Source organism: Streptomyces sp. NPDC029151 (assembly GCF_055564315.1).
Genome location: NZ_JBVHWQ010000019.1, coordinates 23,874 through 38,941, shown reverse-complemented (window position 1 = coordinate 38,941; position 15,068 = coordinate 23,874). Strand labels below are relative to the sequence as shown.

12 protein-coding genes and 2 pseudogenes are annotated in these 15,068 nt (G+C 70.3%); 11 read left to right on the top strand and 3 right to left on the bottom strand.

Annotated features, from left to right (window positions below; genetic code table 11):
- The 8 genes and pseudogenes from ACZ4VF_RS37455 to ACZ4VF_RS37420 form a co-directional block, all read left to right on the top strand.
- On the top strand, positions 1-1,585 hold a 1,585-nt coding region (locus ACZ4VF_RS37455; protein WP_467931661.1), incomplete at its 5' end, for a WD40 repeat domain-containing protein.
- Between the two features lie 592 nt (positions 1,586-2,177).
- Positions 2,178-2,783, top strand: a complete 606-nt coding sequence (locus tag ACZ4VF_RS37450) for a hypothetical protein (RefSeq protein ID WP_467931659.1) — start codon at positions 2,178-2,180, stop codon at positions 2,781-2,783.
- On the top strand, positions 2,722-3,273 hold the full coding sequence (locus tag ACZ4VF_RS37445) for a hypothetical protein (protein WP_467931658.1): 552 nt from the start codon (positions 2,722-2,724) through the stop codon (positions 3,271-3,273). The genes ACZ4VF_RS37450 and ACZ4VF_RS37445 overlap by 62 nt, the downstream gene beginning before the upstream one ends.
- 239 nt (positions 3,274-3,512) lie before the next feature.
- The gene (locus ACZ4VF_RS37440) at positions 3,513-3,827 is read left to right on the top strand and encodes a hypothetical protein (RefSeq protein WP_467931657.1); all 315 of its coding nucleotides are present in this window, start codon (positions 3,513-3,515) and stop codon (positions 3,825-3,827) included.
- A gap of 152 nt (positions 3,828-3,979) precedes the next feature.
- A complete protein-coding gene (locus ACZ4VF_RS37435) occupies positions 3,980-4,192 on the top strand; it encodes a hypothetical protein (RefSeq protein WP_467931655.1) in 213 nt (70 codons plus the stop codon).
- 401 nt (positions 4,193-4,593) lie between these two features.
- A complete protein-coding gene (locus tag ACZ4VF_RS37430) occupies positions 4,594-5,136 on the top strand; it encodes a hypothetical protein (RefSeq protein ID WP_467931654.1) in 543 nt (180 codons plus the stop codon).
- A gap of 14 nt (positions 5,137-5,150) precedes the next feature.
- Positions 5,151-5,698, top strand: a pseudogene (locus ACZ4VF_RS37425) (IS5 family transposase); the annotation flags it as partial.
- An 810-nt stretch (positions 5,699-6,508) separates the two neighbouring features.
- Positions 6,509-7,153 (top strand): LuxR C-terminal-related transcriptional regulator, encoded by a 645-nt coding sequence (locus tag ACZ4VF_RS37420; protein ID WP_467931670.1) that lies wholly within the window; start codon positions 6,509-6,511, stop codon positions 7,151-7,153.
- Positions 7,154-7,159: 6 nt separating this feature from the next.
- On the opposite strand, the gene ACZ4VF_RS37415 is transcribed toward ACZ4VF_RS37420, so the two are convergent.
- From ACZ4VF_RS37415 to ACZ4VF_RS37405, 3 genes are read right to left on the bottom strand one after another with little or no spacing between them, the layout of a single operon-like run.
- Complete coding sequence (locus ACZ4VF_RS37415) at positions 7,160-8,572, bottom strand: sensor histidine kinase (RefSeq protein ID WP_467931652.1); 1,413 nt, start codon at positions 8,570-8,572, stop codon at positions 7,160-7,162.
- Entirely contained in the window at positions 8,532-9,902 is a 1,371-nt protein-coding gene (locus tag ACZ4VF_RS37410) for an FtsX-like permease family protein (protein ID WP_467931651.1), read from the bottom strand. The genes ACZ4VF_RS37415 and ACZ4VF_RS37410 overlap by 41 nt, the downstream gene beginning before the upstream one ends.
- Complete coding sequence (locus ACZ4VF_RS37405) at positions 9,899-10,660, bottom strand: ABC transporter ATP-binding protein (protein ID WP_467931650.1); 762 nt, start codon at positions 10,658-10,660, stop codon at positions 9,899-9,901. Before ACZ4VF_RS37405 ends, ACZ4VF_RS37410 begins: the two co-directional genes overlap by 4 nt.
- Positions 10,661-10,774: 114 nt before the next feature.
- Here ACZ4VF_RS37405 and ACZ4VF_RS37400 point away from each other — a divergent pair, with 114 nt between their 5' ends.
- The 3 genes and pseudogenes from ACZ4VF_RS37400 (at position 10,775) to ACZ4VF_RS37390 (ending at position 15,012) form a co-directional block, all read left to right on the top strand.
- The gene (locus tag ACZ4VF_RS37400) at positions 10,775-12,100 is read left to right on the top strand and encodes an effector-associated constant component EACC1 (RefSeq protein WP_467931648.1); all 1,326 of its coding nucleotides are present in this window, start codon (positions 10,775-10,777) and stop codon (positions 12,098-12,100) included.
- On the top strand, positions 12,093-13,514 hold the full coding sequence (locus ACZ4VF_RS37395) for an NAD(P)/FAD-dependent oxidoreductase (protein ID WP_467931647.1): 1,422 nt from the start codon (positions 12,093-12,095) through the stop codon (positions 13,512-13,514). Before ACZ4VF_RS37400 ends, ACZ4VF_RS37395 begins: the two co-directional genes overlap by 8 nt.
- A gap of 646 nt (positions 13,515-14,160) precedes the next feature.
- Positions 14,161-15,012: pseudogene (locus ACZ4VF_RS37390) on the top strand (IS5 family transposase).
- The last annotated feature ends 56 nt before the right edge of the window (positions 15,013-15,068 follow it).

Below are 15,068 nucleotides of genomic sequence, written 5' to 3'. Positions count from 1 at the left end.
GGCGTTCAGCCCCGACGGACGCACCCTCGCCACCGCCAGCAAGGACCACACCGCACGACTGTGGGACGGCGCCACCGGCAAAACCCGCACCACACTAACCGGCCACCACGACTGGGTGTACTCGGTGGCGTTCAGCCCCGACGGACGCACCCTCGCCACCGCCAGCAAGGACCACACCGCACGACTGTGGGACGGCGCCACCGGCAAAACCCGCACCACACTCACCGGCCACACAGATGAGGTTTGGGCCGTAAAGTTCAGCCCGGACGGGCGCACCCTCGCCACCGGCAGCACTGATCAGACAGTCCGATTGTGGAACCTGGCCACTGGCAAGTTCATCACACTCACCGGCCACACGGATTCAGCTTGGGCGGTGGCCTTTAGTCCGGACGGACGCACCCTCGCCAGCGGCAGCGAAGACGAGACCGTACGATTGTGGGACGTCGCCACGGGCAAGACCCGCACCACACTCACCGGCCACACGGGCGAGGTAGAAGCCGTGGCGTTCAGCCCGGACGGACACACCCTCGCCACCGCAAGCGACGACAAAACCGTGCGCCTGTGGGACCTGGCCAGACCCGCCTCCAAGACGCGCACCACCCTAAATGGCCACATAGGCCCGGTCGAATCGCTGGCGTTTAGTCCGGACGGACACACCCTCGCCACCGCAAGCGACGACAAAACCGTGCGCCTGTGGGACCTGACCACCGGCAAGACCCGCACCACACTCGCCGGCTATGCAGATGAGGTTTGGGCGATAAAGTTCAGCCCGGACGGACGGACCCTCGCCACTGGCAGCGCCGACGGAAGGATACGGCTATGGGACATGACCACCGGTAAGACCCGCACCATCCTCAAAGGCCACAGAGATCCTGTATGGGCAGTGGCGTTCAGCCCCGGGGGAGACACCCTCGCCACCAGCAGTTATGACCAGACGGTACGACTATGGGACGTCGCCACCGGCCGCCTCCGCAAGGCAATCGCGGTCAGCCAAGGGGCTGGCTTTTCGGCGAGATCGGTGGCATTCAGTCCCGACGGACACACCCTCGCAATGGGCATGAACGACAACACCATCCGGCTGTGGGACGTGGCGAGCGGAAAGACCCGCATCACGCTCACAGGCCACACAGACGTAGTCACCTCCGTCGCGTTCAGCCCGGACGGACACACCCTCGCCACCGGCAGCTTCGACAAGACCGCACGACTCTGGGACGTCACCACAGGCAAGACCCGCACCGTCCTGACCGACCACACAGATAGGGTGCAATCCGTGGCGTTCAGCCCCGACGGACACACCCTCGCCACCGGCAGCTTCGACAAGACCGCACGACTCTGGGACGTAGCCACAGGCCGGGCCCTCACCACCTTCACCGGCCACACCAATTGGGTGCTGGCAGTGGCGTTCAGCCCCGACCAAGGCACCCTCGCCACCGGCAGCTCCGACAAGACCGTACGGCTGTGGGACTCGGTCCTACTCAATCCCAACACCGCAATACAGACAATCTGCCAACACTTGTACCGCGATCTCACCACAGACGAACGAGCGGCCTACCTACCAGACCAATCCGTGGGCCCCGCCTGCTGAGAGCTGCGTAGTCGAGCTGCTCGACGCTGTGTACAAACTCTCGTCCGTCATGCGCCCTGGCGGGCGACAGAGCAAAGCGCCGCCAAATGGGTCTCGTTCGTCGTCGCAGCCGACGCGGGCTGGTTCCGGAAGAGCTATGAGATCGCCTACACGAACTTCGTGGAGACGGTCGCAGAGCCCGGGCGACCCCTGGGGTACCTCTTCCTTGACGCGGGTGCGGGTAGTCCATGCAGCCCGCGGCACGGCGGGGCCGGAGCCAGGTGGGGCGTCCGGTGTCGAGTCGGGTGAGGTGGACGCGTGAAGATCGCTGGGAATGAACCCGTCGGGGCCGGTGGCGTCGGGCTGGGGGTGCCGGTCGCGGAAGGCAGGTGGCAGCCCACGCGGGCCGGGGTGGTGAACTCCTGCGCCTGGGCTGAGGAGGAGCTGCTCTTCCCCGACGGGTGGTTGACACTCGCGGGCCGAACGGATCAGGGGAGTCCTTGTCGGCATCGATGCTGGTCACGGTGCTGTTGGACGCGGATGTGTCGCAGACCACGCACCGGGGGGGTGGCTGGAGTACGGGCGGCGCGCCGATGGCGGGGCTGCGGAGTATGTGACGACCGGGTTGCGGCTGAGGGCAGTCGGCAAGGCGGTGCACCGGGTTTTCTTCCTGGCCCGGGGGCGGGTCGGGGAGCAGCTGCGGCTGCAGGTGGACTGGGAGCCAGTGCGGATCGGTGACCTCGCAGCGCAGTTGGCTGCCTGTCAGGGGCAGGCCTTCACCTCCAGCGCTTCGTCTGCGGCGTCGAACCAGGCTCGGTTGTCGGAGCATCTGCGGGTGGTCGGGGACGAGCACGACTACCGGCGGGCGGTGCGCGAGGAGATGTTCGCCCCGCTGGACGAGGTGCAGCTCGACGCGCTGGCGGGGGTGCTGCGGAGCCTGCGCAGTGTGCGCACCACGGAGGGGATCTCCGCGGCCGAGATGGGCCTGCTGCTATCCAGCGCATTGCCTGCGCTGGACAGCGAGCGGCTGACGGTGATCGCTCAGGCAATGGAGCGGATCTCCGAGCTCGAGGACCAGTTGGGAGCGTGCACGGGCGGAAGAGAAGCTGCTGCAGGGCGCGGAGCGGACGTATCGCCGGTATGTGGAGGCAGTGGCGGTGGTCGAGGCGACCTCACTGATCGCGGCAAACACCGGGTTCGACGCTCAGACCAGGCGTGAGCGCCAGGCGAGTGAGGAGGCGCAGCAGGCCCAGACGCGGGAAGCCGAAGCCGTAGAGCTGCTGGCCGGGACGCGGGCCGAAATCGGGGAGTTGGAGGGGCGGAAGAACGCGGCGGAGGAGATACTGCGTGGGCACGCGGGCGCGGTCCTTCCGCAGCGTGAGCAGCGGGCGGTTGAACTGGCCGCTGCTGCCCGCACAGCGGCCAAACGGTCGGACGAGGCCGGTAGCGAGGCTTCCCGGGCTGAGCGCGCCGCCCGGGAGCCGGCGGACGGCGACCGGTCGGCGCAGGGCGCCGTGTCGGCGGTGTCCGGGCCGCTGAGGGTGGTTGGGGGCCGGCTGGGCGCGGATGCGGCCCTGGAGGGACTGTTTGCCCTCGACGAGCGGCTGGTGGCGGCTGAGGCTGCGGCAGTGGCCACAGGTGTGGTCGACGGGGCGTGCGCGGGCCGCTGGCATGGGTGGACACCCGGCTCTCCCAGTTACGGAAGGTAGAAGCCGCGCTCGGGGACCATGCGACGGCGCAGGGACTGGAAGTCGCGGCGGCGGCCGATCTGCGTGAGGCCGAAGGATCGAGGAGATGGACCGGGCCACGGCCGACCAGACAGGCAGGACGCGGGCGCAGGCCGAGGACACGTTGCTGGACGAGATGCGGCGGTGGGCGGACGCGGCGGCGCAATTGCGCTCCCCCCCTCGAACGGCTCGTGCGGGACGGTCGCGGCGACGGGAGGCGGTTGCCAGTAGGGAAGCTGACAGCAGGGCTCGCTCAGGTCGCCGGCGAGGCGCGGGCGAGGATCGACGCAGCAGGGCACCACCGGCAGGCGACTGCGGACCGTGCGGTGGCCGAGTGGGCGGCCGAGGCATGGGAGCAGGCACGCACGCTGTGGGAGCAGGAACTCGGCGCGGCCGGGCAAGCCGCGCAGGCGTTGCGCGAGGCACAGGAGGAGGCCCGGGAGCAGGACGTGGCCGAGCAAGAGGCTCGGGAGCAACACCAGGAGACGCACCGGCGGCAGGTCGCGCAGGCGGAGGCCGCCGTCGCGCAGGGGTAGGAAGCAGCAGATGAGGCCGAGTCGGCGGCTAGGGCGGCTCGGGAGTAGTGGCAGGGCCTGGTCGGCGTGTGGCGGCATAACGCGGCGCTGATCAACATCGGCATGGTGCCGGAGCTGGCCGGGACGGGGCCACGGTCGACGCCACGCAGACAGTGGCGCAGATCCAGGTATCCCTGGAGCGGGCGCACGCAGCGGCCGCCAGCCGACTCCAGCGTGCCGTGGACACCGCCGACCAAGCGGCAGGACTGGCGCAGGAAACGGTCCGTGACCTGGAGCAGCAGCTGGAGCGGGCCCAGCAGTCGGCGCCGGTTCCACCAGCACCCCTGTGGCGCAGCCGGCAGCCCGTGGACGGCACCCCGTTGTGAGCGCTGGTGGACTTTGCCGGACACCTGTCGGACGAGGCCAGAGATCGCCTCGAAGGTGCTCTGTTGGTCAGTGGCCTGCTGGATGTGCTGGTCCGTGCCGACGGACAGGCGGTGGCAGGGGATATGACCCTCCGACCTGGAGCTGTGGCGGCGTCGGGGGCGAGTCTGGCGGACTTACTTCGGCCCGACGCGCAGGGTCGGATCTCCCCCGAGCGGGTCCACCAGCTGCTGCGGTCGATTCCCCTGGACCCGTCGGCGGGCGATCAGGTCACGATCGCGGTGGCGACCGCGGCTGCACCGGCCGGCTATCAGGCGCGGTTCATCGGGCGAAGTGCCCGCGAACGCGCCGGCTCCGGCACGTATCCGACCTGGAGCAGCAACTCGACCAGGTGCAGAGGGCATTGCACCAGGCACGCGAGGAGACCGCGCGTGCTCACGCCCGGGTGAACGCCGCCTCGATGGAGCGGGACCGGTTCCCCTCCCCCGCCGGGTGGGAACAGGCCCGCGAGAGGTGGCAAGGCCTTCGCCAGGCGCTGCAGGAGACCAGCAATCGGTCCGCTCAGGACATCCGCCTGGCCGAACGCGGGCTGGCGCAGGCACTGCACGCCCTGGACGCGGCTGCCGCGCGGCGCCGCAGCGCGCTGGAACTGCTGGCCCAGGAGGCACGGCACACCGAACAGGTATCGGCCACGGCACTGGCCGCAGCCCGAACGGCTGAAAAGGCACGGCGCGCGAGGCGGCCGGGACCGCAGCCGCCAGCCACGCCGGGTGGGAGCAGGCGAACGACGCCCAGGCGCACGCCGACGCCGAGCAAGCCGGTTTCCCGCCGCTGGATCAGGGTCGCGCCGCTGCGCCAGGCGGCCGAGGAGCACCGCGATGCCTGCCTTACCCGGTCGGAGCGGCTCGTCGACGCGGGCCTAGCGCGTGTCTCTTTGGTGGGTTGATCAGTTGATCGGGTGTGCCTGTCCCATTAGTGATCACTGATGCGATGTGGGGCCGGATCGAGCCGCTGATGCCGGCCGATCCGGTCCGCGGGCGACGATGGGCCGACCACCGCCACACCCTTGAGGCCATCGCCTGGAAGTACCGCACCAACTCGCCCTGGCGGGACCTGCCCGACGAGCTTGGCCCGTTCCAGACCGCCCATAAACGGCTGATCAGGTGGGCCGTCGACGGAACCTGGGAGAAGATCCTCGCCGCCGTCCTGGCAGCGGCGGACGCGGACGACGATATCGACTGGACGGTTCAGTGGACTCCACGGTCGTCCGGGCCCACCAGCACGCCGCCGGGGCACGTAAAAAAGGGGCGACCTGCTCCAGCGAGCCCGCCAACTCGGACGCTCCCGTGGCGGCCTGAGCACGAAGATCCACCTGGCCGCCGATCACCGTCACTGCGGGCCAAGCCGGTGACGCACCCGCCTTCGAGACGGTGATGTCCCGCATCCGCGTGCCTCGCAGCGGTCCGGGCAGGCCGAGAACCAGACCCTTCGCCGTGCTGGCCGACCGAGTGCTGAGGGCACCGGTCGTGGAGGGGCTGGGCCGAGGCCATCCTTTGTACGCACTCCGCACGCTATACCAGCGTTCTGGGATACGCAGTACGTCTGAGCTATGCCCATCGCATGCCGATGGCGGAGAGCTGCTCCACCGCTCCGGCGACAGGTGGCTCCGGAGCGCTGCTTCCCGACCCATGCTCCGTTCGAGTCCAGCCATGTCAGCGAGAGGGGGACCATCCCCGCAGGCGCGGGCCAGCAGGGTCAGCTCCCGGGAGGAGATGCGCCAGGCCTGCCGGCACATCATCAGCGCCGCCCGGCACGGCGTCGGCCACGAAAACAGCGCCTGCCGCCCCAACAACGGCAGAGCTGCGTCCCTGTCGCCGGAGCGGGTGGAGCAGCTTTCTGCCATCGGCCTTGGCCGGCCTCTCGCGGGCCAGCCCTTAAGCGATCAACGGTGCGCCGACGCCGTTACGGGCCTGCATGCGCTGGAACTGATTATGCTGCCCTCGCGTACGCAAAGCCGCACATAGGGCGTACATGGAGGCGTGCATCGAGCCAGACACCGTCACGCAGGCGGAACGACGGAAGCCGGAGTTGTGACGCACCAGGCCCTTGCCGGGACAAGGGCGTGCCCGCCCGACTGCCCGGTGGTGTACGCGGCTGGCGGACGCGTTCGGCAGTGAGCCGGCTCGAGCCGCGGCTGCGGCTGCAGCCGCAGCGTTCCGGAACGGTGATCGACAGGGAGTCGTCCATGAGCGATGCCGCCGTCCCGGTGGCCCTCGGCTGGGTCCGATAATGATGTTGTGACCAACAGACAGCTGCGCGTGGTACTGGCCGAGGACTCCGTCGTTCTCCGGGACGGGATGGTCGAGTTGCTCGCCGCCCGCGGATGCGAGGTGGTGGCCACCGCGGGGACGGCGCCCGAGCTGCTCGCCGCGGTGGTCCGGCACCGGCCCCAGGTGGCCGTGGTGGACGTCCGGATGCCGCCCACACACACCGACGAGGGCATCCACGCCGCCGTTGAGATCCGGCAGAGGGTGCCGGAGGTCGGCATTCTGGTCTTCTCGCAGCACGTGGAGGCCACCTGGGCGTCCAGGCTGCTGGCGGACGGCGCGTCGGGCATCGGATATCTGCTGAAGGAACGCGTCGCCCGCACCTCCGAGTTCGTGGACGCGTTGCACCGGGTCGCCGACGGAGGTACCGCACTCGACCCGGAGGTGGTCAACCAGCTGATGCGTGCCGGTCAGCGCAGCCGAGTGGACACTCTGACGCCGCGGGAACGCGAAGTGTTGGAGCTGATGGCGCAGGGCCACTCCAACCGTTCCATCGCCGCGCTGCTGGTGGTGTCCGAGCGGGCCGTGGAGAAACACGTCGCCGCCGTCTTCACCAAGTTCGGCCTCTGGGCGACGGCCGCCGACAACCGGCGGGTGAAGGCCGTCCTGGCCTACCTCGCCGAGAACGGGAGTTGAGGTCTGTCACAGCCGCTTCGGCAGCTCGGCGGTGACAACGGTGGGCCCACCGCGCGGGCTGTCCACCCGCAGGACACCGTCCACCGCCGCGAGCCGCTCGGCCAGACCGGCCAAGCCCGTGCCGGCGCCCACGGCCGCGCCGCCGCGGCCGTCGTCCCGGACGACCAGCCGAACCCGGCCCCCGGTCACGCTCGCCACGAGTTCGGCCGAGCGGGCACCGCTGTGCTTCGCGACATTGGTGAGCAGCTCGGCGGCACAGAAGTAGACCGCCCTCTCGATCGCTGGTTCCAGTCGTTCCCGCAGGTCCAGACGGACCGTGACGGGTACCGGCGATGTGGCGGTGAGCCCCGGCAACGCCTCGCTCAGGCCGCCGTCAAGCGCCGCCGGATGAATTCCCCGGGTCAGCCGCCGTAGTTCGGCGATGGTGTCGTCGGTCTGGCCGCGGGCTCGGTTCACCAGGGTGCGCAGGCGCCCGAGGTCCGGGCCGGAGCCGGAGCCCGCAGCGAGCGCGTCGTCGGCGAGCGAGAGCGTGATGGCCAGGGCGACCAGCCGGGCCTGGGTGCCATCGTGCAGATCACGCTCCAGGCGGCGCAGCTGGTCGGTGTTCTCCGCGAGGAGGGTGGCACGGGCGGTCTCCAGTTCCCTGACTCGCCGCTGGGCACCCGCCGGGCCGAGCAGCAGCCGGGCGAGCCGCCGGTTGGCTCCGCTTGAGGCCCGGATCGCGCCAGGCACCGCGGACAGCAAAGCCAGCCCCAGCACGCTGGAGCCGGCATCCAGCCAGCTGAACGACCGTGAGGCCGGCTGCAGCAGCCGGACCCAGAGCGGAAAGCCGATCAGCCAGCCGCAGCCGAGGGGAAGCACCACCGCGGCGCCGAACCCGAGGACGCCGAGTGGCAACCGCAGCACGAGATAGAGCAAGGTCCGCCAGGCGACCGGGTCGGTCAACACGACGCGGCCGCGGGCGACGAGGCCTGCCGGGAGGTACAGCCCAGCAGGCGCCTCCACACGCTCGTCGAGCAACCGGCCGACCAGCCGCCGGTGCAGCGTGCCGAAGCCGCGCGTGCCCAGCAGCGCGACGACCACGAACGGCAGACCGAGCACGGTGAGCGAGAACAGCGCCCCCGCGTACAGCACGGCGAGGGCGTAACCGGCGCCGAGCAGCGCGAGCGGCAGCCCGAGGGCGGCGAACAGCCATTCACCGCCCCGGACCGAGCGGTATCGTCGTCGCTCTGCCATCCCCGGTCCCGGCGCAGTGGCCGGCCCCTCCCCAGCGGGCTGCGCGGAGCCGTCGGGCTGACCGCACGCCACGGCACGAAGCCCCGTCCGGGCGGACGTCTGCGCGCGGATCGCACCACCGGCCGCCGGTCCGCCGGTGCCTTCAGTCACGGCCGCCGCCCACCAGCTCAGCAGCCGGTCCACGGACCGCCCTCAGGCCCGTGACCAGGATGCCCGGGACGGTCAGCACCCCCGCGCCGACGACGATCCACCAGCAGATGGCCACCGGCACCGAGGGCATCGCCGAACCGGTCACCGCCACGCTGAACGCCGCCGACGCGGCGCCCGCGACCGCCGCACCGAGCAGGACCCCCAGCGCCGCGGTCAGCACCGCCTCCACGGTCAACATGCGCAGCAACTGCACCCGTGTCGCGCCCACCAGCCGCAGCAGCGCGAACTCACGGCGGCGCTCGGCGGTCACGGCGACCAGGGTGTTGACGGTGGAGACCGCGGCGAAGCAGACCAGCATCGCCAGCTCGGCCTGGCGCAGCCAGACGTCCGTGTCGGACGTGACGCTCGTCGCCGTCATGCTCGCGGCGCGCTCGGCGGTACTTGTCATGATCAACATGGTCCCCGACAGGCCCACGAGCAGAGTCACCGGCACCACCGCGGACGACAGCCGTCGAGCGTACCCGCGCAGGTTGGCGTCGGCCAGCCATCCCGCACAGGGTGCCACCGCACGTACCGGCACGCCCAGCACGGCCGCCAGGGCGCGGGCCGCCGGCGGTCCCAACAGGGCGACCGCGATCAGCAGCACCAGCGAGCCGAGCAACGCCGCCTGCCCCGCCTGGTCCGCCTGATCCGGAGGCTGCGTCGCGGACAGCCGCAACAGCAGGCCGCCGCCCACCAGGGCGCCGGTTCCGGCGAGCAGGCGGGGGGCGCCCCCGCGCGCGTGCTCGGTCGAACTCGCGGTGAGGGCGGCCGCGGGCGCGATGCGGGAGATCCTGCGGGCCGCGACGGACGAGGCCATCAGGCCGACGGCGAGCACGGCGGCCAGTGCGACCAGCATCGGTACCGGTGTCGCCGGCACCAGCGCGCCTGGCGCCGCCATCTGCCGCCCCTGCAGCTCGGAGAGGAAACGACGGGCCGCCACCGCGCCCACGACCCAGCCTGGCCCCGCCACCAGCAAGGCGGTCGCTACCACCTGCCCGCGCACCAGCCGCCGCGCCTGACGGGGCGTCGCCGCGATGGTGCGCAGCAGGGCCAGCTCGCGGTGCTGCTGCCGCAGAGCGAAGCCCAGGGCGTTGACCACGACGAAGAACGCGACCAGCACCGCGATCTCACCGAAGGCGCCGGCGATCACCATCAGGCCGGGTCCGGTGGCCGCGTCACGGGCGGCATCGAGGGTGGTGACATCGGCGGCGAACAGCGAGCCGAACAGGGTGACTGTGGCCACGGCGAGGAAGAGCGCGACCGCCAGCCCGACGAAGGCGGCCGGACGTCGGCGCATCTGCCCGAGAGCAATGAGGATCACCGTGCTCCCCCACCCAGCCGGCTCAAACGCTCGACGACCCGGGCGGCGGTGGGCCGGTCGAACTCGTCCACCAGCACACCGTCGGCGAGCAGCAGGACCCGGTCCGCATACCCGGCGGCGACCGGATCGTGGGTCACCATCACGCACGTCCCGCCATCCCGGTCCACCCCGGAGCGGAGCAGGGCGAGGATCTCGTGGCCGGTGGCCCGGTCCAGCGCGCCGGTCGGCTCGTCGGCGAAGAGCACCTGGGGGCGGGAGACCAACGCCCTGGCTATCGCCACCCTTTGCTGTTGGCCGCCGGAGAGCTGGCCCGGCCGGTGACGCTCACGCCCTGCCAGTCCCACCCGGGCGAGCGCGTCCAGCACCTGTCCATGGTCCGGCCGCTTACCGGCCAGTCGGCCGGGAAGCTCGACGTTCTGCGCCACCGTCATCGCCGGCATGAGGTTGAACGCCTGGAACACGAACCCGACCCGGCTGCGCCGCAGTTGTGCCAGACGCCGCTCGGGGAGCCGGGACACCTCGGTACCGCCCCACCAGACCGAGCCCCGAGTGGGCCGGTCCATCCCGGCGAGGCAGTGCAGCAAGGTGGTCTTGCCACTGCCAGACGGTCCCATCACCGCCGTGAACGTCCCGGGCGCGAGGGACACCGACACCCCGCGCAACGCCCGCACGGCGGCAGTGCCGCGTCCGTACTGCCGGTGCAGGTCTTCCGCCCGGGCGGCGGCTGCCGTGGCGGTATCCGTCGTCATCTCGGTCATGGCCCCATCCTGGGCGAACCGTGCCTGGCGATCGATCGTGCCCGCCCCCGAACCGGAGGTTCGGGAATCCGAACCCTTAGCCGTCCTCTCCGCCTCTGCGGCATCCGCTGCTCCATGCCCGATCCGGCCGGGCGTGACCACGGCGGTCAGCAGTGCGGCGACCGGCCAAGGCACGACACCGACGAGGGCGAGGGCGAGTACCGAAAGGCCGGCGTGACGGGCGGCCAGCAGCAGGGTGGCCGTGTGCAGGGCTCCGGCGGGATGACAAGGTCGGAGCTCCAGGCCGTACGCCGCCGAAAGGCACCCTCGATCAGCCGCAAACAAAGCCTCGGCTCCTCCGTCCACTGGTGCGATGTGCTGGAGTTGTGCGGTCGACAAGCGTGTCGCAATAGTGTGAAGACCGCTTGCGTGAACAAGGGGCCGGAGAGGGGAGAGGCTGTGCCGGAGAACGTCTTGTCGGTCCGGATCGCCCGCGGTGACAGTGCTGACGATGTGTTGCGGTCGTTCGAACGGTGGCTTGAAGAAAAGCCCGAGATACGCCGTCACGCGGGGCTCACCTGGCCCGCCGCCGTACCTGGTGCGGGTGATATGGGCGGCGCACTCGAGGTGGTGCAGCTGGTACTGGACTCTGGTTTCCGGCTGGCGAATTTCGCCCTGGCCTGCACCGCTTGGCGTTCCACCCGGTCGGATGCGCCAGCGATCACAGTGTCCCGGAGCGGAGTGCGCATCACCTTGGACAGCAGTGATGCCGAAGTTGTCGCCCGCTTGGTGCGGGAGCTGGAAGAAGCCAGACCGGAACTGCGCATCCTCGCCCCCGCCTACCTGGCCATCGTGTGTTACGACGTCATCAGGCTGGTAGCAGTCGCTGCCCGGTGGGTGGGCCACGACCTTGATTTCCTCGTCGACAAGGTCTCGGTCCGCTTTGCCGCCCCGGTCGCCGTGCTCGGCGCCATCGGGTTTGCTCTTCCTCTCGCAGGCCCCCGTGCGGCAGAGACGGCTCGGGTCGTGAAGCAGTTGTGGCAGCTCTCTCCGCTGTGGCGGGCCTTACAGCATGTGCCTACTCCTGGTGCGATCCGCGCCCCGCTGCCGTGGTGGCGGACCCCGCCGGCCGTACTCCTCACCGGGCGCAAGACTGCACTCTACGACGCCATCCTCGCGCTGACCCCGTACTGCGACCCGGACGTCCGCGAGGCCGCATGCCGAGCAGCACTTCGCAACGGTGACGACGAGTCCTGCGCCGCGGTCACCGCTGAGGCTGTCATGATCCTCGTCGCGCGCGACGAGCAGCGCACCGACCCCGAACAACCGCAGGACGTGACACGCATACCAGCACGACGCGTGCATGACCTGGTTCCCCTGTCTCGTGCGCTCACCTCGCCCGTACTGCCGGGCATTCTGAATCACATTGGTGCCCTGAAGAAAGCAGCCCGTCATGAGTGAAGCCTCTCGCCGTGAGCCCATCCGTGCAGTCGTTATCGGGGGCAGCATGGCCGGCATGCTGGCCGCAGCCGCCGTCAAGGACCATGTCGATACCGTCGAGATCGTCGAGGCGCACGATCTGCCCGGGGGACCCGAGCCGCGCACGGGTGTTCCCCAGGCCGTTCACATTCACATGCTGCAGACCGGCGGCGCTGAGGCGATCGAAAGTCTCCTTCCCGGCAGCATCGACCTCCTTCTGGCCGCCGGCGGACACCGCATACCGGTGACCACCAACATGGTCATCTGCTCTCCTGAGGGCTGGTACCGGCGCTGGCAGCGCAGCACCCACTATGTGATCACCGCGAGCCGGGACCTGACCGACTTCGTCATCCGCGAACAGGTCCTCAAAGACCCCCGGGTTGGTGTGCGCACCCACACCAGAGTCGTCGGACTGCTCGGCGACAGCCGCATTGTGACAGGCGTACGCCTCCGCACCGGCGACGGTGCAGAAGACGAGCTGCGCGCCGACCTGGTCATCGACGCCACCGGACGGTCCACCCGCACGCCCCAGTGGCTCGTCAGGCTGGGCATCACCGGACTTACCCAGGACGAGATCGACTCCGGACTGGCCTACGCCAGCCGCATCTATCGCGCTCCCGTCCCCACCCACAACTGGCCCATGGTCGGTGTGCAAGCCGACCCGCGTCTGCCCCAGCCCGGCAGCGCAGGGGCCATCCTCCCGATCGAGGGTGATCGCTGGCACGTCAGCCTGATGGGCGCCCCTGGCGGGCAACCGACCCGTGATGCGGACGCCTTCGAATCCTTTGCACGCACGTTGCGCCATCCCGTTCTGGCCGATCTCCTCGCGCACGCCGAACCGCTCACCGATGTCAGCATCACTCACAGCACAACCAACCGGCGCTACCACTACGAAGGACTTGCCCGCTGGCCAGAAGGCTTCATGGCACTGGGCGACTCGGTCGCGGTCTTCAACCCGGTGTACGCGCAAGGAATATCAGTGGCGGCACAGGGCGCCGTCGCACTGCGCGACCTGCTCTCCCACGGCCTTGCCCCGGGGCTCGCCCGCCGCGCCCAGCGCGCCATCGCCCGCCCCATCGACAGCGCATGGGCCCTCGCCACCGGGCAGGACATCCACTTCCCGACTACGCAGGGCAAGGGCCCCACCGTCACCGATCGCCTCCTGCATCGCTACGTCGGTCGCCTGTCCCGGACCGCAACAGGCTCCTTCCACGCCGCCACGGCCCTGACCGACGTACTCGCTCTTCAGGCCCCGCCCACCACACTCGCCAAACCAAGCGTGCTGCTGACAGCCCTCCTCGGCCCCCTCCGCCCGCCACTCGGGAACCCCCCATTTACCCCAGCCGAGCGCAACATACTGAGCAGTGCCGTAAAATCCGCACGGATTCAGGGATAAGGGAACGCCCTCATGAGCGGTGCCCGGTTAGCACCATTGCACGGACCGCAAGGCGTCGCTTGAGCTGCGACGCCCGCCGTTGCCCGCCCCCCGTACGTCCGGGGCGGCAAGCTGCGGCTCGCAGCCGGGCAGTGTCGGCCCGACGAACACGTGAATCACTCAGGGGGTGTCAAGCTGACCGCCGGCTCGTGAACTGCGAACGCGGGCGCGGTCGGCGGCGAGCCGGCCGACCGTCTTGCCCAGCAGACGCTGCACGGTGGCCGGGAGACAGCGGCGAGCAGCCCGACCGAGTGGATGCCGACACGTCAACCGGATCAAGATGCTCAAGCGCCAGACGTGGTCCTGGCGACGGGGCGCGGAGGGGGCGATGGGGGGAGGCGTCGGCGTTGCTTGCGCAGTTCCCCCTCTTCTCCGCTTACAACTTCGGTGTCCGGGGCCGCTTCTAGAGCGGCTCCCACGCCGGGGACTCGACTGGACCGTCGACCGCGCCGAGCGCTACCTCCGCTCGCTCCCCGCCGGGGCCCGCCAGTTCGCCGAGATGGTCGTACTCGACGGCGACGGCTACCTCGAAGCCGAACAGCTGCGCCAGGTGCTCGGCAGGCTCAACGGGCCGACCGTCGCCCTGTCCCGCGCGATGCCGCGCGGCGTGCGCGAGGGCTGGCTGACTGACGCCCAGTGGGCGAGGATTGAGCCGTTGCTGCCGGACCGGACACCGAAGCGGGGTGGACGGTGGCGTGATCACCGGCAGGTGATCGACGCGATCGCGTTCAAGTACCGCACCGGCACGCCGTGGATGGACCTGCCTGAGCACTTCGGCTCGTGGAAAGGCGCCCACAACCGGCTGCGGAAGTGGGCCACCGACGGGACCTGGGAAAAGGTCTTCACCGCCCTGCTCGCCCAGGCCGACGCCGAGGACGATCTCGAGTGGATCGTCGCAGTCGACTCCACGATCGTCCGCGCTCACCAGCACGCCGCCGGGGCCCGTCAAAGGGGGCCCCGGCGGGCGAGCCGGCCCACCATGCCCTCGGACGGTCCCGCGGCGGGCTGACCACCAAGATCCACCTCGCCGCGGACAACCGCTGTCGGCCACTCGCCTTCGTCCTCACCCCCGGCCAGGCCGGCGACGCACCCGCCTTCCCCGAGGTGATGGCCAACCTGCGGGTGCCGCGGCGGATCGGCCGCCCCAGGACCACACCAGAGGTGGTCCTGGCCGACAAGGCCTACTCATCCCGCGCGATCCGCACCCACTTCCGCCGACGCGGAATCCGGGCGGTGATCCCGCAGCCTGCCGACCAGGCCGCCAAGCGCAAGAGGCGAGGCCGCACCGGTGGCCGCACCAGCCTTCGACCGCGAGGCCTACAAGCAGCGCAACACGGTCGAGCGGTGCATCAACAAGCTCAAGCAGTGGCGCGGCCTGGCCACTCGATACGACAAGACCGCCACCATCTACCTCGCCGGACTCCACCTCGCCGCCATCTTCATCTGGTCGGCGAGGTGATCCTAAGGAAACGGCCTAACCCTGGAGTCCAGTGGCACACGGCGGGTGGGCACTTC